The organism is Pseudoalteromonas sp. MB41 (genome assembly GCF_020966275.1).
Taxonomy (GTDB): Bacteria; Pseudomonadota; Gammaproteobacteria; order Enterobacterales; family Alteromonadaceae; genus Pseudoalteromonas; species Pseudoalteromonas lipolytica.
In genome coordinates this window covers 16,215-39,861 of the sequence record NZ_JAJJZF010000026.1, presented here as the reverse complement: position 1 = coordinate 39,861, position 23,647 = coordinate 16,215, and the positions used below count along the sequence as shown (strand labels likewise).

At 41.3% G+C, this 23,647-nt stretch carries 25 protein-coding genes; 16 read left to right on the top strand and 9 right to left on the bottom strand.

Features of this window, described 5'->3' with window-relative positions; all coding sequences use genetic code 11:
• Positions 1–83: 83 nt before the first annotated feature.
• From LPA49_RS18630 to LPA49_RS18620, 3 genes are read right to left on the bottom strand one after another with little or no spacing between them, the layout of a single operon-like run.
• Positions 84–884: a ScpA family protein gene (locus LPA49_RS18630; RefSeq protein ID WP_036969272.1), complete on the bottom strand. Its 801-nt coding sequence runs from the start codon at positions 882–884 to the stop codon at positions 84–86.
• A gap of 41 nt (positions 885–925) precedes the next feature.
• Positions 926–1,549, bottom strand: coding sequence for an L-threonylcarbamoyladenylate synthase (locus LPA49_RS18625; RefSeq protein WP_036968977.1), 624 nt, complete (start codon positions 1,547–1,549; stop codon positions 926–928).
• A gap of 9 nt (positions 1,550–1,558) precedes the next feature.
• Positions 1,559–2,398, bottom strand: coding sequence for a PHP domain-containing protein (locus LPA49_RS18620; protein WP_075593665.1), 840 nt, complete (start codon positions 2,396–2,398; stop codon positions 1,559–1,561).
• 437 nt (positions 2,399–2,835) lie between these two features.
• On the opposite strand from LPA49_RS18620, the gene LPA49_RS18615 reads away from it, so the two are divergent.
• The 6 genes from LPA49_RS18615 to trpA are packed head-to-tail and all read left to right on the top strand — an operon-like array spanning position 2,836 to position 9,396.
• Positions 2,836–4,404, top strand: a complete 1,569-nt coding sequence (locus tag LPA49_RS18615) for an anthranilate synthase component 1 (RefSeq protein ID WP_230237466.1) — start codon at positions 2,836–2,838, stop codon at positions 4,402–4,404.
• Positions 4,404–5,009 (top strand): aminodeoxychorismate/anthranilate synthase component II, encoded by a 606-nt coding sequence (locus LPA49_RS18610; RefSeq protein ID WP_065979808.1) that lies wholly within the window; start codon positions 4,404–4,406, stop codon positions 5,007–5,009. Before LPA49_RS18615 ends, LPA49_RS18610 begins: the two co-directional genes overlap by 1 nt.
• A 9-nt stretch (positions 5,010–5,018) precedes the next feature.
• Entirely contained in the window at positions 5,019–6,038 is a 1,020-nt protein-coding gene (trpD, locus tag LPA49_RS18605; RefSeq protein WP_230237464.1) for an anthranilate phosphoribosyltransferase, read from the top strand.
• Entirely contained in the window at positions 6,031–7,395 is a 1,365-nt protein-coding gene (gene trpCF / locus LPA49_RS18600; RefSeq protein WP_075593668.1) for a bifunctional indole-3-glycerol-phosphate synthase TrpC/phosphoribosylanthranilate isomerase TrpF, read from the top strand. Before trpD ends, trpCF begins: the two co-directional genes overlap by 8 nt.
• Before the next feature lie 7 nt (positions 7,396–7,402).
• A complete protein-coding gene (gene trpB, locus LPA49_RS18595; RefSeq protein WP_036969276.1) occupies positions 7,403–8,587 on the top strand; it encodes a tryptophan synthase subunit beta in 1,185 nt (394 codons plus the stop codon).
• Positions 8,584–9,396 (top strand): tryptophan synthase subunit alpha, encoded by an 813-nt coding sequence (trpA, locus tag LPA49_RS18590; RefSeq protein ID WP_036968988.1) that lies wholly within the window; start codon positions 8,584–8,586, stop codon positions 9,394–9,396. Before trpB ends, trpA begins: the two co-directional genes overlap by 4 nt.
• Before the next feature lie 215 nt (positions 9,397–9,611).
• Here the strand turns inward: trpA and LPA49_RS18585 are convergent, their stop codons facing one another.
• Entirely contained in the window at positions 9,612–10,184 is a 573-nt protein-coding gene (locus LPA49_RS18585; protein ID WP_036968990.1) for a type 1 glutamine amidotransferase domain-containing protein, read from the bottom strand.
• Positions 10,185–10,321: 137 nt separating this feature from the next.
• Positions 10,322–10,591 (bottom strand): HU family DNA-binding protein, encoded by a 270-nt coding sequence (locus tag LPA49_RS18580; RefSeq protein WP_065979805.1) that lies wholly within the window; start codon positions 10,589–10,591, stop codon positions 10,322–10,324.
• Positions 10,592–10,782: 191 nt separating this feature from the next.
• On the opposite strand from LPA49_RS18580, the gene LPA49_RS18575 reads away from it, so the two are divergent.
• Complete coding sequence (locus LPA49_RS18575; RefSeq protein WP_036969278.1) at positions 10,783–11,370, top strand: inner membrane-spanning protein YciB; 588 nt, start codon at positions 10,783–10,785, stop codon at positions 11,368–11,370.
• Positions 11,371–11,428: 58 nt separating this feature from the next.
• Positions 11,429–12,067, top strand: coding sequence for a CPBP family intramembrane glutamic endopeptidase (locus LPA49_RS18570; RefSeq protein WP_036968994.1), 639 nt, complete (start codon positions 11,429–11,431; stop codon positions 12,065–12,067).
• Between the two features lie 50 nt (positions 12,068–12,117).
• Here LPA49_RS18570 and LPA49_RS18565 read toward each other — a convergent pair whose 3' ends face one another.
• Entirely contained in the window at positions 12,118–13,542 is a 1,425-nt protein-coding gene (locus LPA49_RS18565; RefSeq protein ID WP_036968996.1) for a sodium-dependent transporter, read from the bottom strand.
• Positions 13,543–13,717: 175 nt separating this feature from the next.
• Between LPA49_RS18565 and LPA49_RS18560 the strand changes: the two genes are divergently transcribed.
• The 5 genes from LPA49_RS18560 (at position 13,718) to LPA49_RS18540 (ending at position 16,840) form a co-directional block, all read left to right on the top strand.
• Entirely contained in the window at positions 13,718–14,017 is a 300-nt protein-coding gene (locus tag LPA49_RS18560) for a YciI family protein (protein WP_036968998.1), read from the top strand.
• Positions 14,018–14,177: 160 nt separating this feature from the next.
• On the top strand, positions 14,178–14,429 hold the full coding sequence (locus LPA49_RS18555) for a PepSY domain-containing protein (protein WP_036969000.1): 252 nt from the start codon (positions 14,178–14,180) through the stop codon (positions 14,427–14,429).
• Positions 14,430–14,431: 2 nt separating this feature from the next.
• Entirely contained in the window at positions 14,432–15,106 is a 675-nt protein-coding gene (locus LPA49_RS18550; RefSeq protein WP_036969002.1) for a response regulator transcription factor, read from the top strand.
• Complete coding sequence (locus LPA49_RS18545) at positions 15,100–16,437, top strand: ATP-binding protein (RefSeq protein ID WP_074988346.1); 1,338 nt, start codon at positions 15,100–15,102, stop codon at positions 16,435–16,437. Before LPA49_RS18550 ends, LPA49_RS18545 begins: the two co-directional genes overlap by 7 nt.
• Positions 16,424–16,840, top strand: coding sequence for a hypothetical protein (locus LPA49_RS18540; protein ID WP_036969006.1), 417 nt, complete (start codon positions 16,424–16,426; stop codon positions 16,838–16,840). Before LPA49_RS18545 ends, LPA49_RS18540 begins: the two co-directional genes overlap by 14 nt.
• 22 nt (positions 16,841–16,862) lie before the next feature.
• On the opposite strand, the gene LPA49_RS18535 is transcribed toward LPA49_RS18540, so the two are convergent.
• Positions 16,863–17,900, bottom strand: coding sequence for an AI-2E family transporter (locus LPA49_RS18535; protein ID WP_230237462.1), 1,038 nt, complete (start codon positions 17,898–17,900; stop codon positions 16,863–16,865).
• Between the two features lie 160 nt (positions 17,901–18,060).
• Between LPA49_RS18535 and LPA49_RS18530 the strand changes: the two genes are divergently transcribed.
• From LPA49_RS18530 to LPA49_RS18520, 3 genes are all read left to right on the top strand, one after another.
• Positions 18,061–18,654 carry a hypothetical protein gene (locus LPA49_RS18530; protein WP_065979804.1) on the top strand — a complete coding sequence of 198 codons (594 nt, stop codon included), beginning with the start codon at positions 18,061–18,063 and terminating at the stop codon, positions 18,652–18,654.
• A gap of 64 nt (positions 18,655–18,718) precedes the next feature.
• Positions 18,719–19,624 (top strand): M14 family metallocarboxypeptidase, encoded by a 906-nt coding sequence (locus LPA49_RS18525; RefSeq protein ID WP_036969012.1) that lies wholly within the window; start codon positions 18,719–18,721, stop codon positions 19,622–19,624.
• A 183-nt stretch (positions 19,625–19,807) separates the two neighbouring features.
• On the top strand, positions 19,808–20,224 hold the full coding sequence (locus LPA49_RS18520; protein WP_230237460.1) for a hypothetical protein: 417 nt from the start codon (positions 19,808–19,810) through the stop codon (positions 20,222–20,224).
• A gap of 221 nt (positions 20,225–20,445) precedes the next feature.
• Here LPA49_RS18520 and ccoG read toward each other — a convergent pair whose 3' ends face one another.
• Positions 20,446–21,828, bottom strand: a complete 1,383-nt coding sequence (gene ccoG / locus LPA49_RS18515) for a cytochrome c oxidase accessory protein CcoG (protein ID WP_230237457.1) — start codon at positions 21,826–21,828, stop codon at positions 20,446–20,448.
• A 153-nt stretch (positions 21,829–21,981) separates the two neighbouring features.
• Positions 21,982–23,391, bottom strand: coding sequence for a sigma-54-dependent Fis family transcriptional regulator (locus LPA49_RS18510; RefSeq protein WP_036969017.1), 1,410 nt, complete (start codon positions 23,389–23,391; stop codon positions 21,982–21,984).
• Positions 23,392–23,647: the final 256 nt, after the last annotated feature.

Sequence of the window (23,647 nt, the reverse complement as noted above, 5' to 3'; positions counted from 1 at the left end):
TGGTATGGGCATAATGACACACATTATTAGCCCCTCATGTGTGTAGTCACATCATACAACTTAAAACTAATAGCTAAAAGCTGTTAACTTTCTTCCACCAGCCCTACGTAAATCTGGCTATTGGCATCAACTTGAAAACAGCTAATGAGGTTTTCTTTTACCAGCTCTAGCATAGCGATAAAGCTTACAACGACACCGCTTCGGCCTTCTTCAACGGTAAACAGCGTATGGAATGGTAATTGTGACTGGGCTTCGGATAGCTTGTCTAAAATTAAGCTCATGCGCTCACGAGTAGACAGCGCTTCTGCGGTGATATGGTGATGTTCAAATGTTTTAGCGCGTGCCATTACATCGCTTAATGCAAGTAACAAGTCTTTCATTTCAACATCTGGTAATAGCGCTTCACGCTCGCTAAACTCGGGGGCTAATGCCTCTGCTACAAAAATATCACGACCTTCTCGAGGGATCTCGTCAAGGTTTTCTGCTGCTTTTTTAAATTGCTCGTATTCTTGTAAGCGTCTGACTAGCTCTGCGCGCGGATCGTCGTCTTCTTCCAGTTCCTCATGTTTTGGTAACAGCAATCGTGATTTAATTTGTGCTAACAAGGCTGCCATTACTAGGTATTCACCCGCAAGCTCGAGTTGAAACTCACTCATCATTTCAACATAGCGAACGTATTGTTCCGTAATACTAAAAATCGACAGCTCTAGTACATCTAATTTATGCTTTTTAATTAAATACAAGAGTAAGTCGAGCGGACCTTCAAAGGTCTCTAAAATAACCTCGAGTGCATCGGGTGGAATGTATAAATCTTCAGGCTTGTCGACCACCGCTTTGCCATGCAAAAAAGCCAGTGGCAGCTTTTGCTGCACTGGCTCTTGTATGTCGTTTGGGGCATTACGCTCTGAGCTTGTCAATGATGTCTCTATATTTCAAACGGTTTAGTATCGCCACAACCAACACGTAAAATTTCGATATCATCATCTGATAAATCAATCACTGTAGTGGCCTGTTCAGGAAGATAACCACCATGAATAATTAAATCAACTTGCTTTTCAATGCGATCACGAATTTCATCGGGATCAGCTTCGGTGAATTGCTCACCCGGTAAAATTAAGGAACACGACATCAACGGCTCCCCTAATTCAGCCAATAAGGCACATGTAATCGGGTGTTCAATAACGCGAATACCAATGGTTTTTTTCTTTTCGTTTAGTAAACGTTTAGGAACTTCCTTGGTTCCTTTAAAAATAAAGGTGTACGGTCCTGGTGTGTTATTTTTAATCAGCCTAAACAGCTGATTGTCTACACGTGCATATGTTGAGAGCTCAGATAAATCGCGACATACCAAGGTAAAATTATGGTGTTTTTCAATGCCTCGAATACGTTCTATGCGCTCTTTTGCTTGTTTATTACCAATACTGCAACCAATCGCATAACCCGAATCAGTTGGGTACACGATAACTCCACCTTGTTTAATAATATCAACAGCTTGACTAATTAATCTCGGTTGTGGATTATCTGGATGGATATGAAAAAACTGACTCATTACACGCTCCTATTGCCCTTCCCACGCTTGCCAAACACCTTGGCAATCTTTGGGTAAGTATAAATTTTTTCCCAGCTCCAACCAGCTTGTAGGAAAATGAAAGTCTGACCCCTGTGAGGCGAGTAAATCATATTCTCTAGAAAGCTCACCTAAAAACTGGCGTTCACTTGGTGCTTGCTGGGGTTGTGCAACTTCCATTGCATCGCCCCCCGCGTTTTTAAACTCGACTATCAACTTACGCAACCACTTATTCGACATTTGATAACGACCAGGATGCGCCAGAACAGCCACCCCACCCGCTTGATGAATAGCCGCTATCGCCGTTTGCATATCGCACCAGCAACTTGGTACATAGCCTGTTTTGCCACGGCCTAGGTATTTTTTAAAGACACCTGGAAAGTTTTTGGCTACGCCGCGCTCAATGAGTGCGCGAGCAAAGTGCCCGCGGGTAATTTGGGCATTGTCGGCAAATGCTTTCGCTTCGTCATAAATACCTTCAAAGCCATTTTTTGCGAGGCGATGACCTATCTCGATAGCACGCTCTTCACGCTTCGCCTGTTGCGAGCTTAATAGCGAAATCAAGGCTTCATTCTCATCGTCGATATTTAAACCAACAATATGAATTTCAAAGCTTTCCCACTTAGTTGACACTTCAACACCGGCAATTAATTTAAGCGGTAAATCGTCATTCGCAATGATGTCACGTGCAGGGGCTATCGCCGCCAATGTGTCGTGATCGGTAATTGCGAACACATCTATATTTTTTTCAACCGCGCGGTGTAATAGTTGCTCGACTGATAGCTGACCATCAGAATATGTGGTGTGGCTATGTAAATCGTATTTTATCAAAGGAAAAGACTGCTTAACGTAAGTTCTTGAATCATTGATAGGAGTATAACAAAGATTTTATACTAATTGTTGTAAATTAATGCTTGACAGTATCGGCTCAGGTACGCTTTACTGTATGCACTTTAAGACACGTTGAAAAAGAAATAACAATGAACAAAACAATTCAAATCACAATTTGGTGGTGGCACTCGTAAATAGCGGGTGACGAATTGTCGTGTCTATACGATTTCAAAACCCGCTCATGTAGCGGGTTTTTTTATATCTAAATTTTAAGGTTTTATAAATGAATAACATAGCAACTCTTACACATCATTGGGGGTGGCGCCTGGCTTAGCGGGACGGTAAGGGTCTATCTAATTTATAGACATTATTATACGAACCCCGCTTAAGCATCGCTTTGCGGGGTTTTTATTTTTGGGAATGAGGGAGAATAAGGTTTGATTTTTAGTCATATAACAACGACACCGGGTGAGGTAACCAGTATCACTCAAGTGCGTGACTACATTAGTAGCCCACTTGCATTATACAGTTTACTCGATAAACCCAATTCACTGCTGTTAGAGTCTGCAGAAATTGACTCTAAAGACAGTGTCAAAAGCCTAATTTTGGTTGACTCAGCGCTACGTATTGTTTGCCATGGTAAACACGTCACACTGACAGCACAGTCAAATAACGGCAAACAATTACTACCTTATTTACAAAGCCATGTGCAAAACTGCGATGCAGTGCTTATTGAAGACACACTCACATTGACCTACAACGAAGTAGCGAGCGATATTGACGAAGCCAGCAAACTGATTGCCGACAATGCTTTTAGCGCTCTTCGTAGCTGTATAAACAGTATAAAAAGCACCACAGACAACCCTTTTTCAGTCTTTCTTGGCGGGGTGTTTGCCTACGACATGGTCGCAAATTTTGAAACGCTGTCTGACGTACCTGAAGGTGAAAACAGCTGCCCAGACTATGTTTTCTATTTAGCCGAAACACTTGTGATAATTGACCATCAAGCCAAAACCACCGAGTTGATTGGTAATGTGTTTAACGGCCCAGAAGTGCATGCCAACTGCTTCGAAGTCGGTCAGCAGCTAGAACGCTTGAACAGCGTATGTGACAACGCAGTGCAATACCAAGGACAAAAGCAAAACGGTGCAAGCCCTGTCTCGGTTGATGTCAGCGATGAGCAATACTGCGAGCATGTCATCAAATTAAAAAAGAACATTGTCGATGGCGATATCTTCCAAGTCGTACCATCACGTACTTTTTCTCTTGCCTGCCCAGATTCACTTCATGCCTACAGCCAACTTAAGCAACAAAACCCCAGTCCTTACATGTTTTACATGCGCGACGAAGAGTTTGTGTTATTTGGTGCATCGCCTGAGTCAGCACTTAAATATTGTGTTGATAGCAAGCAAGTTGAAGTGTATCCAATTGCAGGTACTCGCCCACGCGGTAAATTTGCCAATGGACAAATAAACCCAGATTTAGACAGCCGCATTGAACTTGAACTACGTAACGACCAAAAAGAGCGCGCTGAACATTTAATGCTGGTCGATTTAGCCCGTAACGATGTCGCCCGTATAAGCGTGCCGGGTACACGCCATGCCAAAGAGCTATTAAAAGTAGACCGCTACTCACAAGTGATGCATTTAGTTTCACGCGTGGTCGGTACATTAAAACCTGAACTTGATGCCCTGCATGCGTATCAAGCATGTATGAATATGGGCACCTTAGTCGGTGCTCCCAAAGTACGAGCCGCTGAACTTGTACGTCAAACAGAACAAAAGCGCCGTGGTAGCTACGGTGGTGCAGTTGGTTATTTAACCGGTGATGGTGCGATGGACAGCTGTATTGTAATTCGCTCAGCCTTTGTGAAAAACGGCATGGCTTATGTACAGGCAGGTGCTGGCGTGGTGTTTGATTCAGACCCGCAGTCAGAAGCCAATGAAACGCGCGCTAAAGCACAAGCAGTGATTACCGCAATTCAATCGACTTATGAGGCACAATAATGAACACACCATCAGCCTATAAAATCTACTTTTTAGATAACTTTGATTCATTTAGTTATAACTTAGTCGATGAACTTTCTATGTTAGGGTGCGAGTTAGTGGTATACCGTAACAATATCAGTGCACAAAGCATTTATAACAAAATGTGCCAAGAAACTGTGCCAGTATTACTCGTGTTATCACCTGGGCCGGGAGCCCCCTCAGATGCGGGCTGCTTAATGGCATTAATTGAGCTTTGTAAGGGACGTTTCCCAATGCTAGGTATTTGTTTAGGCCAACAAGCATTAACACAAAGTTATGGTGGCGTGATTGGCCATGCAGGTGAAACCGTTCATGGTAAATCGTCGATTATTGCGTTGTCTGATCACCCTGTATTTGCAGGGATGGGTGAAAAAATGCCAGTAGCGCGTTATCACTCACTCATGGCAACTAAAGTGCCAGACGCAGTCGATGTCATTGCCTCGTATGAAAATATTCCAATGGCAATTTATCACCCGCAAGATAATGCACTTGGTTACCAGTTTCATCCAGAATCGATTTTAACGCCAAACGGCGCCTTGCTATTACAGCAAAGTATTGAGTTTTTAACCGCACGCGTGCAGTAGAGGAATAACATGGAAGCAACAACCCTATCCCCGTTAAGCCAATTATTGGCCAATCAACACTTATCGTTTGAGCAATCAAGTGCCTTATTCGATGCAATAATGAATGGCCAATTAAATGATATAGAGCTAACTGCTGCACTTATCGCGTTAAAATTTAAAGGTGAAACGAGCGACGAAATCGCTGGCGCTGCAGCATCTATGCGCGCCAACGCAGTGCCATTTACCACCAGTAAAACACTGTTAGCCGATAGCTGCGGTACCGGTGGCGATGGCTCAAATACGATTAATATAAGTACCACGGCTGCCATTGTTGCCGCAGCCGCGGGTATCAATATGGTAAAACATGGCAACCGTAGCGTATCGAGTAACTCGGGGTCAGCTGATTTACTAAAAGCCTTGGGCATCAATATTGATATGAGCCCAGAGCAAGCTGCCACATGCTTAGAAAACACTGGCTTTGCATTTTTATTTGCCCCGCATTATCACAGCGGTGTGCGTCATGCGATGGGGGTACGTACTGCCCTGAAAAGCCGCACTATTTTTAATATTTTAGGTCCGCTTGCCAACCCAGCCGCCCCCCACGTGCAATTGCTTGGTGTCTACGATGCATCTCTTTGCTTACCGATGGCCGAAACCCTAAAAACTCTCGGCACGCGTCGCGCTATGGTAGTGCATGGAGCCGGTACCGACGAAATTGCGCTACACGGCGAAACCAACGTCGTTGAGCTCAATGATGGCAAACTAACCGAGTACACGCTGACAGCAAACGATTTTGGTCTTGCAAACTATTCACTTGAACAATTAGCAGGTCAAGGCCCAGAATATAATGCGAAAGCCAGTTTAGCGATTTTACAAGGCCAAGGGGAAGACGCTCACAACGCAGCCATTATTGCCAACGTTGCAGCGCTACTTTACCTAACAGGCAAAGCAAGCGACTTAAAAACAGCCGCAAAACACGTAACCGAGTTGTTAGCATCTGGCAGCGCGATGAACACATTGAACGCAATTATTGAGGTAAGTCATGGCTAACGTATTAGACAAAATTGTTGCCGACAAACGTATCGAACTTGAAACCAGAAAAGCACAGCGTCCACTTACATCATTCATTGCGGATGTTGTGCCAACCACCCGTGATTTTGAAGGTGCGCTGGCAGCAAAAGGCACACAATTTATTTTAGAATGTAAAAAAGCATCGCCTTCTAAAGGGCTTATCCGTGAACCGTTTAACTTAGATGAAATTACAGCGGTCTATAAAAAATACGCAACCTGTATAAGCGTATTAACCGACGAGAAATATTTTCAAGGAAGCTATCACTACCTTGAGTATGTGCGCAGTCAGGTTGAGCAACCGATTATTTGTAAAGACTTTTTCATCGATGAGTACCAAGTGTATTTGGCACGGTTATCAGGCGGTGATGCCATTTTATTAATGCTGTCAGTACTCAATGATGATCAATACTTAGCACTGCATAACGTCGCAGATACTTTAAATATGTCGGTGCTGACTGAGGTTAGCAACGAAGAAGAAGTGAGCCGTGCACTTGCACTGAATGCTCGTTTGATTGGCATTAACAACAGAGACCTGCGTGATTTAAGTACGGACTTGGCAACCACTGAACGCTTACGCACCTTAATACCAAACGACAAAGTAGTTATTTCAGAGTCTGGTATATACACACACAACGATGTAAAACGCCTTGCTCCTTTATGTGACGGTTTTTTAATTGGCAGTTCACTCATGGCTGAACGCGATTTAGACGCAGCTTGCCGCAAGGTGATTTTAGGTGAAAATAAAGTGTGCGGTTTAACCCGTTCACAAGATGCTGAGGCTGCTTATCAAAGTGGTGCGGTGTATGGAGGGTTAATTTTTTACCCTAAATCGCCTCGTTATGTTGATATTGACTGCGCAAAACAAGTGACACAAAGTGCCCCGCTTGCCTATGTTGGCGTGTTTGTTAACGCACCACTTGAACAAGTCGTTGACTACGCACAAAGCCTAAAATTAGCCGCCGTCCAATTACATGGTGATGAGAATAGCGAGTATATTCAAAGTCTCAGAAAGCAGTTGCCACTTGGCTGTGAAATTTGGAAAGCGCAAGCGGTAAATGGCACATTACCAAAACCACTTGAAGGGGTTGACCGCCACTTATACGACACATACAGCAAAACCCAAAAAGGTGGCACTGGCGAAGCCTTTGATTGGTCAATATTAGACACAGCCACAGTGCCATTTATGTTAGCGGGCGGCTTAAATCCAGAGAATATTCATGCAGCGCTTTATCGCGGTGCCAAGGGGCTTGACCTAAATTCTGGCGTAGAAGCGTCAGCAGGTAAAAAATGCCCAACAAAATTACACAATGCGTTTTCGCATATCAGAAATTATTGAGGTTAGAATGCAAAATCCAGCTTATTTCGGTGAATTTGGTGGTATGTTCGTACCACAACTGCTTGTACCAGCACTTAAGCAATTAGAAGCAGAGTTTAATAAATCACAAAACGATCCTGCTTTTCAGGCAGAATTTGAAAAATTATTGAATGAGTACGCAGGTCGTCCAACGCCATTAACGTTAACCCGAAACTTAATAAAAAACCCCAAGGTTAAATTGTATTTAAAGCGTGAAGATCTCCTTCACGGTGGTGCACACAAAACCAACCAAGTACTGGGCCAAGCGTTATTAACAAAACGCATGGGTAAAAAAGAAGTGATTGCAGAAACAGGGGCTGGTCAGCACGGTGTTGCAACAGCACTTGCGTGTGCCCTACTTGGCTTAAAATGCCGCGTTTATATGGGTGCAAAAGATGTTGAGCGTCAGCAGCCTAACGTGTTTCGTATGAAGTTAATGGGCGCAGAAGTTATACCTGTTACAGCCGGCTCTGGTACGTTAAAAGACGCAGTAAACGAAGCACTTCGTGATTGGTCTGCAAACTACAAAGATGCCCATTATTTGCTAGGTACAGCAGCAGGTCCGCATCCATTCCCGACCATGGTTCGCGAGTTCCAAAAAATGATCGGTGAAGAGGCAAAACAGCAAGTATTAAAAGCAGAAGGCCGTTTGCCTGATGCCGTATTAGCCTGTGTAGGGGGTGGCTCAAATGCCATTGGTATGTTCACTGATTTTATCGATGAGCCAAGTGTAAAACTCATTGGTGTAGAGCCTGCTGGTAAAGGCTTAGATACCCACCAGCACGGTGCTACTTTATGTAAAGGCACGAAAGGTATTTTACACGGCACCTATACGTACATTATGCAAGATAATGATGGCCAAATTGAAGAGTCTTACTCTGTTTCTGCTGGCCTTGATTACCCTGCTGTGGGTCCTCAACACGCTCATTTACATGAAACAGGCCGAGCTCAGTACGTCGGTATTACCGATACCGAAGCACTTGAAGCATTTCAGCTCCTTGCTAAAAATGAAGGGATCATCCCTGCGCTAGAATCGAGTCATGCACTGGCTTATGCACTGAAATATGCCGAGCAACAAACCGAAGACACTATTTTAGTGGTTAATTTAAGTGGCCGAGGCGATAAAGATTTGGCTCACGTTCACAGTGTTTTATCAGAAGGAGGCGCGCTATGAGCCAAACTAATCGTTACGGACACATGTTCGCCACATTAAACGAGACAAACCAAGGTGCGTTTGTGCCCTTTGTCACCATTGGCGATCCTAATAAAGAGCTCAGTGTAGAAATCATCAAAAGTTTGATTGATGGCGGCGCAGATGCGCTTGAGCTAGGTATCCCGTTTTCAGATCCAATTGCCGATGGCCCAGTTATTCAAGCAGCGAACATTCGCGCACTTGATGAGAACATAAATACCCAAGACTGTTTTGATATTATTAAACAAGTACGTGAATACAATGCCGACATTCCCATCGGTTTATTACTGTATTCAAACCTTGTGTTTAAACGAGGCATCGAAAAGTTCTATCACGATGCAAAAGACGCCGGTGTTGATTCAATTTTAGTGGCTGACGTGCCGCTGCACGAATCAAAGCTGTTTCGTCAAACGGCAATGAAAAATGGCATTGACCCAATTTTTATCGCAACCCCGAATGCCGATGACGACACCTTGCGTCAGTGTGCATCTTACGGCCGTGGTTATACCTACTTGCTTTCACGCGCGGGGGTTACGGGCACTGAAACCAAAGCACAAATGCCTGCTGATTCATTGGTTAAAAAGTTAAAAGAGTACCATGCTGCCCCTGCTTTGCTCGGCTTTGGTGTATCAACACCTGACGATGTGAAATCGGCGCTTGAATCGGGTGCTGCTGGTGCAATTTCAGGCTCTGCGGTTGTAAAAATCATCGAAGCAAACCTTGACGACCAAGCAGCAATGCTAAGTGGTTTAAAGGCGTTTGTTGCCAGTATGAAAGCGGCAACGAAGTAATACCATTCCGCTTAATTAAGTGGTCTATTTTGAGGCAATAAAACCGCGTTGATAACAAGGCAAAAATTTAGTTATTTAGTTGTTCTAAATCAGAAATTTTTAACGTAGGTAGCGACTGGTTTAATCACTCAAAATGATTAAGTATTTTTGCGGAATGGTATAACGCGCAACCAATATTAAAAAAGGGCCCTGTGGCCCTTTTTTGCTGCTTATGACTAATGATGACGATGAACGCCTTCTTTTATTTCCTCAATAAACTTACGATTGAACGCCTCTAAGTCAGCAGGACTGCGGCTTGTTACAATCCCTTCGTCGACACACACTTCTTGGTCAACCCAATTGGCACCAGCATTAATTAAGTCGGTTTTAATGCTCGGATAAGAGGTCACTTTCCGATCACGTAATTTGTTAATCTCTGCTAATAACCATGGGCCGTGGCATATCGCCGCAATCGGTTTGTTCTTACCGGCACTGAAGAAGCCATCCACAAATGCTTTTGCATCGCTATCTTGTCGTAACGTATCTGGATTAAATAATCCACCTGGCAGTAATAACGCGTCATACTCCGTTGAATCAGCTTCACTCACAACACGGTCTACAGTGACACGCTCCCCCCATTGATTTTCATTCCAGCCTGTAATATCCCCACGTTCAAGAGATACCACTTCGACTAGCGCCCCAGCTTCTAATAAAGCGCTTCGTGGTGACAGTAGTTCGCTTTGTTCAAAGCCATTGGTGGCTAGAATTGCAATCTTTTTACCATTAAGTTGGCTGTTTAAATCTGACATGTTACCTCCTTATTACTGTGAAACTACACCAGTAAAAGCAGACAACATGCCAAGCTTAATACATTGATATTATTGAAATTATATTTAATGAGTTGCGACAACCTCTGTAAATACTACAGTGCCTTTGCAAATCCTACTTAAAGAATATCCTTTAAGGCTTTAGCAGGCTTAAAAACAGGTTTATTTGCGCCTTCAATTTCAATTTCTTCACCCGTTTGTGGATTGCGGCCTTTACGTGCTGGGTAATAACTTAAAGCAAAGGTACCAAACCCGTTAATTTGTACTTGGTCACCTTCTGAGAGTGATTTTTCAATGGCATTTAACATACTATTCAGCGCTGCTTGGGTGTCTTTTTTAGTTAATTCACTGTGGGCTGCCATTTGTGACACTAAGGCGGCTTTATTCATAACTGCTCCAAAATACGCCGCTTAATCATCTAAGGTTAAGCGGAAAAAGATAAGGTAAAACAACCTAAACACGGGTTTAGGTCAAATTGGCTCGGCAGGCTAAGCGTTAAGGAAAGCTAAGTCAACCTTGTATCTTAGCCAATATATTGATACAACCCATTATCTTTTTAAATGAGAGCATTTTAAAATCTATGCATGCAATTATTGAATATATTCCGCTGATTCTGTTTTTTGCGGTTTTCAAACTGGTTGATATTTACTGGGCAACAGCAGTACTTATGCTAACTACCTTGATACAAGTTGCGTATTGTTATTTTAAGGAAGGTAAAGTACCGACTCGCCACTGGGTCTTTTTTGCTATTGCCGTCGTGCTAGGAACATTAACGTTAGTTTTCCATGATGAGCAATTCGTAAAATGGAAAGCCACAATTGTATACGCAATTTTAAGTTTCACCTTATTATTTAGCCGTTATGTACTTGGTAAAAACCTCGTAAAAAAAGCATTGAGTTCAATTTTAGAAAATGCCTCAGAAAGTAAACAAGAAGTCATTGTTCCCGACTCCTTGTGGAATAAACTAAATTTATTCTGGGTGGCTGTTACAGCGGGTATCTCAGCACTTAATATTTATATTGCTTATAATTTTTCACTCGATTTTTGGGTTAACTTTAAAGTATTTGGTTTAATGGGTATCACCTTTGTTTGCGTACTTGCGACCATTATCCTGCTGTTCAAATACTTACCCGAAGATGACGAAAACACCGATACGAAAGAACTGTAATGTCATAAAACTGTCGTCTTAGCTTGGTAACGTAAACAAAAAACGCGCTGAGACGACATTGAACGCCAATCAATACCGCTGGTTTGAATTTACCCTCATATTTGTTTCGCTTCCGCTTTTAGGCTTCTTGTTACGCGCACACCTTGCGAATTGGCTGATACCCGCCCTAATCATTTTAATGAGTGTCTGCGGGATGTTACTGTTATCAGACCCCCACTTTAAGCGCTTTCGTCTAACCAGTCTTGGTCAATTTAGTGCCGTTAAGCGCAGGCTATTTAGCTTTTTCTTTTTAGGTGCACTCTTTTCAGGTATGTTTTACGGCATCATAAATCAAGAAAATTGGTTTTCATTACCCCGAAACTCATTCAACGACTGGCTGTTATTGTTGCTGCTTTATCCTATTTTATCTGTGATGCCACAAGAGCTGATTTTTAGGACGTATTTTTTTCACCGTTATAAACGCATTATGCCAAGCAAAACAGTGCGGATTTTTGTGAGTGCTTCAGTCTTTGCCCTCGCTCATATTGTCTATGCCAATGTACTTGCGGTACTGCTTGCCTTTATGGGCGGCCTGTTGTTCTCCTATACATATGCGAAAAGCCGCTCCACTTTTGTTTGTGTTATCGAGCACAGCTTATGGGGGCTTTGGATGTTTACTTTGGGACTGGGTGATGTTTTAGATGCAGGGGCTATTTAGCGAATATAAAAAAGCCGCGCAAGGTGCGCGGCTCAATAACGAACGAGTTTTTAAAATCCGAAAATACTAAATGCAAAGAACTTCGTTGCGACAGTATTTACAAATATAAGCAATAAAATAGCCGGAATAAATGTTGATAAAGAGAAGTTCACATACTTTTCTGTAAAGCTGCCTATATAACCTTCACAACCTTGGCTTAACTCTTCAGATAGATTTGCTTTTTTCCAGCGATACATAACGAACAAGCACACCATTAAACCATTCAGCGGCAAAATAGTATCGTAGAACACGTCATAAACAATATCGAATAAGCTTTTATCTGCGCCACCATAATTTACAAACGACGTTAACGACTCCACCATACCAAACGACATGGTGCATAAAACCGTTAAAACACCTGTTGAAAGCGTTAAAATAGCTAACGCTTTTTTACGGCTAATACCTTTACGATCGCTTAGCGTTGCTGTTGGTACTTCAACAATTGAAACCAATGACGTAATTGCGGCAAAAAACACCAATAAGAAAAATACAAAAGCAACGACCGACGCACCAAAGTATCCGATGTCAGCTTGAAGAGCTAACAGAATTTTGGGTAAGTACACAAAAATCATTGATACTGATGAATCTGATAACGTACTTGGATCTGTATTTGGGTTAAAACTAAAAATAGCAGGTAACACCATAAGACCAGCAATAAATGCCACTAATGAATCCGTGACCGCGACCATTTTTGCACTGCCAACAATGTCATCTTTCTTAGAAATATACGACGCATAGGTCATTAAGATACCCATACCTAACGATAAAGAGAAAAACGCTTGAGCCAATGCCCCATTTAATACACTAGCATCCATTTTACTGAAATCTGGAACGATGTAATATTTAACACCCGCCATAGCATTATCAAGGGTTAATACATAAACAACTAAGGCCGTTAAAAGTACAAAAAGCGCTGGCATCATAAACTTCGCGGCTTTTTCAATACCTTCTTTAACACCACCCACCAGAATTAAATTTACAATAATGGCGACAACAGCCATGTAACCAAACACAGTATAACTGTTTATAAACGTGCCAAAATTATCTGGCTGAGCGAGTGCATCTAAATTACCCAATGCAGTTTGCGATAAATAACCAAAAATCCACACTGTGATTACCATATAAAAAACAGCAATCATAAATGGCGTTAATACTGCTAAAAAGCCTGCAAAGTTCCATTTAGGATCGTTACCCGCTAAAAGCTTGTACGAACCAAGGGGATCTTTTTGCGCCTTGCGACCCATTGCCATTTCGGCCATCATTACCGGTAAACAAATAAAAATGACAAACAGTGCATAAACTAAAAGGAAAGCGCCACCGCCATTTTTAGTTGCCGAAACTGGAAAACCCACTAAGTTACCAATTCCTACAGCAGAACCCGCTGCCGCTAAAATAAAACCGAGGCGGGAGCTAAAATGCTCGCGTTTTTCGCTCATTTAAAAACCTTATTATTATTTTTTCAATCCCGCGACTCTACCAGTGTTACACCGCGTATTTCAAGCTTTATAAGTTAAAGCTATATGCCCAGCTGTAAAGATTATTACGCGAATAACTTCTCGTCTATTGACAAGAATATGCTACTATTTTCAAAAATTACTTTGGGAACACACCATGTTGTATATGATTTATTCAACAGATGTTGAAAATAGTTTAGAGGCACGTAAGTCTGCACGTCCTGCTCACTTAGCTCGCCTGCAAGAGTTAGCCGATCAAAACCGATTATTCACTGCGGGCCCATTGCCAGCAACTGACAATGAAGATCCTGGCGAAGCTGGATTTACTGGCTCTTTAGTCGTTGCAGAGTTTGAATCATTAGAAGCGGCTCGCGAATGGGCAGCCAACGATCCTTATATCGCTGCGGGCGTTTATGATAATTCTGTGGTTAAGCCGTTTAAAAAAGTATTTGGTTAAGCCCTTTTAGGCCTGAACTTAACTGAAGCAACAATTCAGTGTTTGTTCACTGCTTATTAACTAAAATTTGCTCGTTGAATCACTTAATTTAACGTTTTTACTTGAGTTTTAGTTAATTGGTTAATTAAACTAAAAGGGTCTGGTTTAGGAGTTCCCCATCATGCGCGTATTGTTAGCCTTCAGTTTTAGCCTACTATTTGCACTTTCAAGCTATCAAGCTGCTGCAAATAACAAGCAACCTGCTGAGGTGACTAAAAAGCAAGCTGTTGTTATAGCTAAAAAAGCTGAAGATGGCCGAACCCTCAAGATCACAGAGCAAGAAAAAATATATACCGTGAGAATTTTAAAAACGAACGGCCATGTGGTTGATGTCCACGTGAACAAAAAAACTGGCGAAGTGAAAAAGGATTAAGAATGCGAATTTTAGTAATTGAAGATGATTTACATTTAGCAGACAACCTTCGTAATGCTCTAGAAAAAGAGCGTTATAGTGTAGACCTTTGTCACGACGGTGAAGCTGGTTTATTTCATATTACAGAGTACCCGCTTGATATGGCTGTGGTCGATCTTGGCTTACCAAAAATTGATGGTATTGAGCTAATCAACAAAGCACGTGCTCAGGGTATTACAATCCCTATTTTGATTTTAACAGCACGTGACCGTTGGCAAGATAAAGTAGAAGGCTTAGATGCTGGCGCAGATGACTATTTAACAAAACCATTTCATGTTGAAGAGTTAATTGCCCGTTGTAATGCACTTATCCGCCGCAGTGCAGGTAAAGCAAACCCAGAAATGACAGCCGGCCCGATAAAAATCCATACCCGCTCACAACAAGTCTGGGTTAATGACAGAGAATTAAGCTTAACGGCATACGAATACAAAGTGTTAGAGTACTTGATGGTTAATCCGCAAAAAGTGATCTCAAAATCTGAGTTAACTGAGCATATATACGACCAAGACTTTGACCTTGACTCAAACGTTATCGAAGTTTTTGTTTTACGTTTGCGTAAAAAGCTTGACCCTGAGGGTACATTGAACCCTGTTGAAACATTACGCGGCCGTGGTTACAGGCTTAAAAGTCAGTGGTAGCATCGCAAATTCCGCTTAAAGTAAGGCAAGGATTTATCCTTGTCTTTGTTTTATTGGTCGCTTTACCCATTTTATTTTTCTCAATTGGTAAAGCTTATTATGCCTCCTTAGTCGAAGCGACCGAAAAAACCCTTGAAGCTCACCTTTACTCATTGATCTCTGAAGTTGATTTCACCGAGCGTGGTATTGTGATGCCAAGCACAATTTTAACGCCAGAATTAAACCGATTAAATTCAGATACCTATGCAATGATTTACCGAGGTGATTTACCCGTCTGGTATTCTGAGTCAGCCACAAATATTAATTTTATTCCCGATAACTTTGAAGCGCCTGCAGGCTCCGCTGATTTTCGCCGTGTAGAGTACAATAATGTTGTGTACTGGCAATTAACGCTCACCGTTATATTAGAAAACATCGATCAATCAGAACATGCTCGCTTCATTTTGCTCAAACGCAACGACGCCCTATTGCGTTTAATGGATGGTTTTAAACAAACACTCGTCAATTGGATGTATGTAATGGGGGTAGCCATTGCGGCATTGATGGCAATCGGCTTTGTTTGGAGTGCGCGACCTTTACAACGGTTAGATAAAGAAATTAAAGCGATTGAATCGGGTGATAATCAACAAATAAGAGGGCTTTACCCTGTTGAGCTACAAACAATCAAAGCCGATTTAAACCTTTTGCTTGAATCACAGCAGCGACAAAAAGAACGTTACCGTGCTTCACTCAGCGACTTGGCGCATGCCCTAAAAACACCGCTAGCTGTATTAAAGTCGAGCCCTTTAGCCAATGACGCAGATGCACAAGAACAGCTAGACCGCATAAATGTGATGATCGAACATCAATTAAAACGCGCTGCAACGGGAGCATCTGACACGTGGAAAAAGCAAACCCACATCAAACCTGTTATTGATTCTATCCTAAGTGCAATGACTAAAGTGTATCGTGATAAAGATATTATTTTTACTTCAGAGGTGAGCGAAAAAGATTACTTCTTAGGGGATAAAACTGATTTAATGGAGCTACTTGGGAATTTAATTGATAATGCATGTAAAGCCTGCCGTTCTCAGGTCGATATAAAGGTTATACAAAATAAAACGTTAACGGTGAGTATCTGTGATGACGGCCCGGGTGTCCCACACGATAAGCGTGAATCGTTATTAACACGTGGCACACGTCTAGACACTTACGAGAGCGGTCATGGGGTGGGTATGGCCATCGTTTCCGATTTAGTAAACTCCTACAATGGCACACTAACAATCAGCGATGCTGAAAAACTAGGTGGTGCAGAGTTTATCTTAGAGTTTAATTATCATGATAAAAAATAGAGCTTCTTTAATCAGTTCATCAGCCCTAATAAGCTTACTCGCCCTCAGCTCGCATGCAATCGCAGATCAAAACTGTGTGCTTAAAGGCAATCATCCTGATGAAACTAGGCATTATATTCAATGCTTAGATCAAACCATTGAAGATTTACAACGTGACCATAAAATGTGGGTCAACAAACTTACAATGGATATCGAAAAAATTAAAGAAGAGACAGGTAATAGTCAACTTTTGCCTATTTTTCAGCGTAGTTTAAAAAACCAAGAACGTTATTTAGAAGACAGCTGTCGTTGGCGCTACTTACAAAAAATGCCAAATGCAACAACAGCGGCAATTACCTATAAACACTGTGAGATTGAGATTTTAGAAAATCATATTAAAGTTTTACAACGACCATTAAATTAAAAAAGGCGCTTAAGCGCCTTTATTAATCTTCTAGTTTTAACTCTTCACCATTACCAAGCAAAGTAGCAAGCCAGCGCCCTTCTTGACTTGTCTCTAGCGCAATTTTAACGATCATCGTAAGCGGTACCGACAACAACATACCTACAGTACCCATGAGCCATCCCCAAAATATTAACGATAAAAAAACCACCAGCGTTGATAAACCAAGGCCTTTACCCATAAATTTTGGTTCAACAATATTTCCCATTACAGTGTTAATAACAAGATAACCACCGGCAATAAAACTGGCCACCAGCGGGCCCTGGGTTATCAGCGCCAATAATACTGCAGGTATCGCGGCAATAATCGACCCTATATTAGGAATGTAGTTAAACATGAAAGCAACAACACCCCACAGCACAAAATAATCAACATTAAGCGCCCAAAGCATAAAACCAGCCAGCAGACCCGTGCCTAGGCTCACCATCGTTTTTATTGCTAAATAGGAGTTAATAGAGTTTAAGAAACGGTCAATTTGCTTCATTTTCATTTCGGGGTCATCTAATGCCAAATGTATCTTTTTGCCCAACATAGGGCCTTCAAACAGCATGAATACTACGGTTAGAATAATCAAAAATAGATTTGCCATTACACCACCCAGCCCCGTTAGCATGTTAGTGGCAACATCGATTATTTTACCTGGATCAAACAGTGATATTATTTGTTCTTTGTCTATCAAAATGTTGTAACGCGCGGCAACATTGACTACCCACACAAATTCTTCTTTTAATTGCGCTTTATATTCTGGGAGATTTTTCGAGAAATCTGTCATCGATTGCCCAACCAACCCGGCAAGACTGATCCCCACACCAACAATTATCATCATTACAAATATCACTGCTATCGCTTTGGGGATGCCATATCGGGCAAAAAAACGAATTAAGGGATTACATATAATGGCAATAAATGCCGCCAAGACAAATGGAATAACAATCACACTTGCAGCTTTAATTCCTGCTAGAACAATAACTAATGCAGCAAATATCACTAAACTCTTATTAACACCCGTCAAACTCGACAAAATAAAATCCTTGTAAACTATTTCCCCCAGTGTAAGTGAAATGAGCAACAAAATAAATCACAACGCACTTGGCATAATAAGTGCTTAGCATATGTACGAAATTTGTACAAATTATAATATTGAGTTACCATGCGTTGAAGGCGCTTAAAAGGAGTTATAAATGTCACATTTATCAGAACAAGAGCTCTCTTTTTTCAACAGCCTATTTGAGGCAGAACACGGTGTAAAAGATTTAACAACCGACACTAAAATATCTGTTAACTTTAATTTACCCGACAAGCTGAATGGTCTGTTAAACAATGCCAAGCTAACCTTACTTGCTGAAGTGGGTATTTATCAATTGTGGTTTCCACTTGAGTTTATTGTTGACGACAAAGGGCAAGTTACCCCCACGTTAAGTGCCCCCGAAGTGATCGATACAAAAGGAATTGAACGCAGCTGGCGTACCCCCAACCTAGAATTGCAAACAGAACAATACCTGATTATTTCACTGTCTAGCACGGGCGTATTGTTGCAACCCAAAAATGCTGAGGAAACGCTCGATAAAGAAATTTTACTCGCTTTTAATCTGCCGAATAATGAGCATGTCGTCATTAGTGCAAAACCTGTGCGTGTCACAAGTAATGGCGTTGCAGCTAAAATAGAAAAAATTTGCGAAGGTGAAGACGCTATGCGTCAATACTTGTTTGATATTCATAAGCATCATCATGCAAAACTGTATGAAGAGGAAAATATTTCCACTGACCTTATCTAGTTGCAGGCTATGCTGAGCTTCGTTAAGCTTGGCTTTTTTGCACCTAAATCCAAAAAGGTATTTTATGAATTATCCTATCGGAACCCCTGGTAAGCCATGGAACGACGCAGATAAAAAAGCATGGCTTGAGTTACAATCTGTCAAGCGAAGCTACCAAGATGATGTTGTTTCACAATTAGACGCCTTATCAGCTCACTTCGATATTGAGCAGTATGGTGCACTAAGTTATGACACCGAAAACTACCCTCTTTACATTCTAAAAAGTAAGCATTGGCAAGCAGATAAACCGTGTGTGCTGATAACCGGAGGTGTTCATGGCTATGAGACAAGTGGCGTTCATGGTGCACTAGCCTTTGCTAAAACAAAAGCAGCTGACTACCTTGAACATTTTAATATCTTGGTTGCGCCGTGTATTAGCCCATGGGGTTATGAAACAATCAACCGCTGGAATCCGAACGCAACAGATCCTAATCGTTCATTTTATAAAAATAGCCCCGCAGAAGAATCAGCAGCTATTATGTCTTTTTTAGCAAAGCATGATATCGCACCGTTAGTGCATGTTGATTTGCATGAAACAACCGATACCGATAACAGTGAGTTTCGTCCAGCGCTGGCAGCCCGAGATGCAAAAACCCACGATAATTGGAACATTCCTGATGGTTTTTACCTTGTTGCAGACAGTGAACGACCGCAGGATGCCTTTCAAACCGCAATCATTAAAGCCGTTGAAAAGGTAACACATATTGCTCCAAGCGATGAAAACAACCAGCTCATTGGTGTTGTACAAACTCAATTTGGCGTCATAAATTACGAGGCGAAAAAATTGGGTTTATGCATGGGTTTAACCAATGCAAAATATGTTACTACCACAGAGGTATACCCTGACAGCCCACACGCTAACGATACAATTTGCATCAATGCTCAAGTCGCTTCTATTACCGGAGCACTTGATTACGTTGTTAATAATTAGTTAGTTATAAATCAATTATGTTGCATATAAATTATACACATACGGACGTAATGCAGGTAAATTATTAATTAAAATAAACAATAGCGAAAAAGTTATGCTTTTTCGCTATTGTTCAAAAAATCGCTAGACACGCACTGCAGATTGTATAAAATTCGCGCTCTTTTAATTAGATAGGGAAGCAAATTGAATTTTAAGAATCACTATGGCAGTGTCGCTATAATCACTGATGGCCCCATTATTATTGGGCAATTTTCTGGTAATATTAATGCACGTTTGGTCAACGACTTCGCGGCTGGATTAAAAAAACATATTTGCGATTTAGCTGGAAAACCGTGGGCATACATTAGTCATTCAACAAATTTATATGCAACTACCCCAGATGCTGAGCACGGTTTTGTCAGCTTATTAAAAGAGTTGAAAGATACCAATTGTAAAGCCACCGCGTTTATATTTAGCTCATCCATTGTGCTAAACCAAATGAAGCGTGTAATTGCGCAAGCACAATCACCGATTCAAATTCTAGACTGTTTATATGATGATTTAGACAGTGCAAAGGACTATGTTCTAAAACAACTAGAGTTAGCAGAAATGGCTTGTTAAAAACAAGCCATTTAATACCAATGTGCAAAAATACTTAATCTTTTTGAGTGATTAAACCAGTCGCTACCTGCGTTAAAAATGTCTGGTTTACGACTGCATAGATGCAGGAGGTAGAGCAATGCAGGAGCAATTGCCGAAAACAACTAAATAACTAAACAACGCGGTTTTATTGCCTCAAAATAGACTACTTAATCAAGCACAATGGTATAGGTAGCCACTGTTTAATCTCTGTAGAATTTACTTTCTTTCGTTATGCCAATACTCGCATCTTCCAGTGCTTGTATATGAAAACGAATTGATGTCACTTTTGATTTTAACCCATAGCCATCTGCAACAATGGTCACTGGCACTCGCTTCATTTTACCGGCTTCAATTAAAATTGACTCTGGTACTTGTAACACCGCCCCATCAATTCCTGAAATGCCAATCGTATAATTTAACGGCTGCTGTGTTTTATTGATAATCGACAACGTGTAAGGATTCTCAACTAGCCCTTCAAAGTTAACCCGATATAAAGCGTTTCTATCCCTTATCACTGATGCTTCGATTGGCGTACGCATTGCTGTCCATACAACCATAGCTAAAATAAACAAAGCTGTTAGACCACCATAACCAAGTAGCTTCAACCTAAATGGATTTGTTGTTTCACCATCCATTTGCTTTTCAGAAGCATATTTTATTAACCCTTTTGGATAGTTAAATTTTTCCATTGTACTATCACAAGCATCAATACATAACCCACAGTTGATGCACTCGTATTGCAAGCCATTACGAATATCGATGCCAGCAGGGCAAACTTCAACACATAAATTACAGTCAACACAGTCACCTAGCCCAAGTGCTTTAGGGTCGGCCTTACGTTTACGTGCACCACGTGTTTCTCCCCTTTGTTGGTCATAAGTTACCACTAACGTGTCTTTATCAAACATCACTGATTGAAAACGAGAGTAAGGACAGGCGACAGTACACATTTTTTCACGTAAAAAACCCGCATTGCCATACGTACAAAATGCAAATAAAAACACCCAGAAGCTTACAATACCTGACATTTCAAGCGTAAATAAACTCATGTATAACGACTTTGCAGGAATAAAGTACGCCATAAAAGACATCGATGTGATTAATGAAATAAGTAACCACGCAGCATGTTTAATCACTTTTTTTTGTACTTTTGTTGCCGACCAAGGTGCCTTATCCATTTTTATACGTTGGTTTCTCGATCCTTCTATTTTTTGCTCAACCCATGTAAACATTAACATCCAGATTGTTTGCGGACAGGTGTAGCCACACCATACTCGCCCTAACCAATTCGTAACGAAAAACAAGGCAAATGCACCAGTCATAAATAACATAGCTAAAATCATAAAGTCTTGGGGTAATAGCGTTAGGCCAAACAAGCTAAACTTTTGACTCGCAACGTCTAATAGCACTGCTTGGTGACCTTTATAAGGTATCCATGGAATCGCTATAAATATAAGCATTAAAACCCATCCAAGGTATCGACGAATACGTTGAAAACGGCCTTTTTGCTCACGAATATAAATGGGACCCTCTTGATTATAGGGCTTGATGATTAGGTCTTGCTCTTTGATTTCTAATTTCATTTTGCTACTTACTGTTAGTCTCGGTTCTAACAAGTAAGAGCAACAATCAGGCCAACAACAAAACACACATAACACATTGAAAAATAACGATATAAAATATATAGAACGCCTTAATTTCGTGAAATACCGCGAGCTTGCGTGATATTTCGCGCCTTAGTATTTAATACCTAGCTTTTTCATTTTTGATCGCAGAGTACTTTCTGGCAACTCAAGTAATGTCGCTGCACCATCCTCACCAGAAATTTTGCCATGACACTGCTTGAGTACAGTACAAATATGCTGTTTTTGCGCGGCATCAAGTGAAAGTACCACACCAGAAGCAGGGTCTTTATCACTCAACGCAGATGATAATTGCAGAACATTTTGTTTTGATAGAATTGCTTCACGCTCAAGTATGTTTTGTAATTCACGAATGTTGCCAGGCCACTCGTAGTTAGCAAGCTGTGCCAAGGTTGTTTTTGTAAGACCTTTAAAGTGTTTGCCAAGACGCTTATTAAGCTGGTTAATAATATTAGCAGCAAGCAAGGGGATATCTTCTTTTCGCTCACGCAATGCTGGTACGCGAATAGGAAATACATTTAATCGGTAATAGAGATCCATACGGAAACTTCCCTGCTCTACCATCTGCCATAAGTTTCGATTTGTGGCTGCAATAACACGAATATTCACAGTTAAAGTGTGTGTTCCCCCTACGCGCTCAAACTCATGTTCTTGTAATACTCTCAAAAGTTTACTCTGTAATTCAAGCGGTAGCTCTGCTATTTCATCTAAAAAAAGCGTTCCGTTATCAGCTAACTCAAAGCGACCTTTCCTGCGTTCATTCGCGCCTGTAAACGCCCCTTTTTCATGACCAAATAATTCAGATTCGATCAAATTTGCTGAGAATGCAGCACAATTTACTTTGATAAAAGGTTGCTCAGCTCTCGTACTCAAACGATGTAAGTTACGTGCGACAAGTTCTTTACCTGTGCCATTCTCCCCCAAAATAAGCACTGTGCTGTTTGTTTGGCTGACAAGGGTAATTTGTTCAAGCATCGTTTGAAATGAGTGACTTTTTCCAACAAGACCCGAATCTTGCCAATCTTCATTTAACTCAGAAATAAGATAAGCATTCTCTTCTTGTAATTGTTCAGATAAGTGCTGTACTTGCGCCAATGCATCACGCAAAGCGAGTTCGGTTTGCTGTTGTTTTGAAACGTCGCGAAAAATCGCGACAGCCCCTATCAGCTCACCATTCTTATAGACAGGTGTTGAGGTGTATTCTACTGCAAAATGGCTTCCATCTTTGCGCCAAAACACCTCATCGGTTACATGCCGGTGCTTGCCATCAAACATGGTGCAATATATCTGACATTCGTCGGCAGGATAAGGCGAGCCATCTTTTCTAGTATGATGATGATATTGGTGAATTTTTTTACCTAATAACTCATCGGCATGCCACCCCGTCATGCGCTCTGCGGCAGGGTTAACAAACACCGCATTGCCCGATAAGTCAAAGCCATAAATCCCTTCACCTACCGCATTGAGTAATAATGTTGGGTCGTTTAAAAATTCCTTAATCATACATAGGTTCCACTCGCGAAATATCACGAGCATTATGACAAGCTTTTGATTAGCAAACAAGTAAAGTAATAAAGGACTGTTATACCAATTGGCTTAATTAAGTGGTCTATGTTTAGGCAATAAAACCGCGTCAATAATAAGGTAAAAATGTCGCTATTTAGTTGTTTTCGGCAATTGCTCCTGCATTGCTCTACCTCCTGCATCCATGCAGTCGTAAATCAGACATTTTTGTCGCAGGTGGCACAGGTTTTATCAC

Coding starts and splice junctions, on each gene's coding strand:
- trpCF (WP_075593668.1), top strand. CDS start 6,031: ATGGCTAACGTATTAGACAAAATTGTTGCCGACAAACGTATCGAACTT.
- LPA49_RS18575 (WP_036969278.1), top strand. CDS start 10,783: ATGCATGCAATTATTGAATATATTCCGCTGATTCTGTTTTTTGCGGTT.
- LPA49_RS18560 (WP_036968998.1), top strand. CDS start 13,718: ATGTTGTATATGATTTATTCAACAGATGTTGAAAATAGTTTAGAGGCA.
- LPA49_RS18565 (WP_036968996.1), bottom strand. CDS start 13,542: ATGAGCGAAAAACGCGAGCATTTTAGCTCCCGCCTCGGTTTTATTTTA.
- ccoG (WP_230237457.1), bottom strand. CDS start 21,828: ATGAAATTAGAAATCAAAGAGCAAGACCTAATCATCAAGCCCTATAAT.
- LPA49_RS18540 (WP_036969006.1), top strand. CDS start 16,424: ATGATAAAAAATAGAGCTTCTTTAATCAGTTCATCAGCCCTAATAAGC.
- LPA49_RS18585 (WP_036968990.1), bottom strand. CDS start 10,184: ATGTCAGATTTAAACAGCCAACTTAATGGTAAAAAGATTGCAATTCTA.
- LPA49_RS18580 (WP_065979805.1), bottom strand. CDS start 10,591: ATGAATAAAGCCGCCTTAGTGTCACAAATGGCAGCCCACAGTGAATTA.
- LPA49_RS18555 (WP_036969000.1), top strand. CDS start 14,178: ATGCGCGTATTGTTAGCCTTCAGTTTTAGCCTACTATTTGCACTTTCA.
- LPA49_RS18550 (WP_036969002.1), top strand. CDS start 14,432: ATGCGAATTTTAGTAATTGAAGATGATTTACATTTAGCAGACAACCTT.
- LPA49_RS18530 (WP_065979804.1), top strand. CDS start 18,061: ATGTCACATTTATCAGAACAAGAGCTCTCTTTTTTCAACAGCCTATTT.
- LPA49_RS18610 (WP_065979808.1), top strand. CDS start 4,404: ATGAACACACCATCAGCCTATAAAATCTACTTTTTAGATAACTTTGAT.
- trpA (WP_036968988.1), top strand. CDS start 8,584: ATGAGCCAAACTAATCGTTACGGACACATGTTCGCCACATTAAACGAG.
- trpD (WP_230237464.1), top strand. CDS start 5,019: ATGGAAGCAACAACCCTATCCCCGTTAAGCCAATTATTGGCCAATCAA.
- LPA49_RS18525 (WP_036969012.1), top strand. CDS start 18,719: ATGAATTATCCTATCGGAACCCCTGGTAAGCCATGGAACGACGCAGAT.
- LPA49_RS18510 (WP_036969017.1), bottom strand. CDS start 23,391: ATGATTAAGGAATTTTTAAACGACCCAACATTATTACTCAATGCGGTA.
- LPA49_RS18625 (WP_036968977.1), bottom strand. CDS start 1,549: ATGAGTCAGTTTTTTCATATCCATCCAGATAATCCACAACCGAGATTA.
- trpB (WP_036969276.1), top strand. CDS start 7,403: ATGCAAAATCCAGCTTATTTCGGTGAATTTGGTGGTATGTTCGTACCA.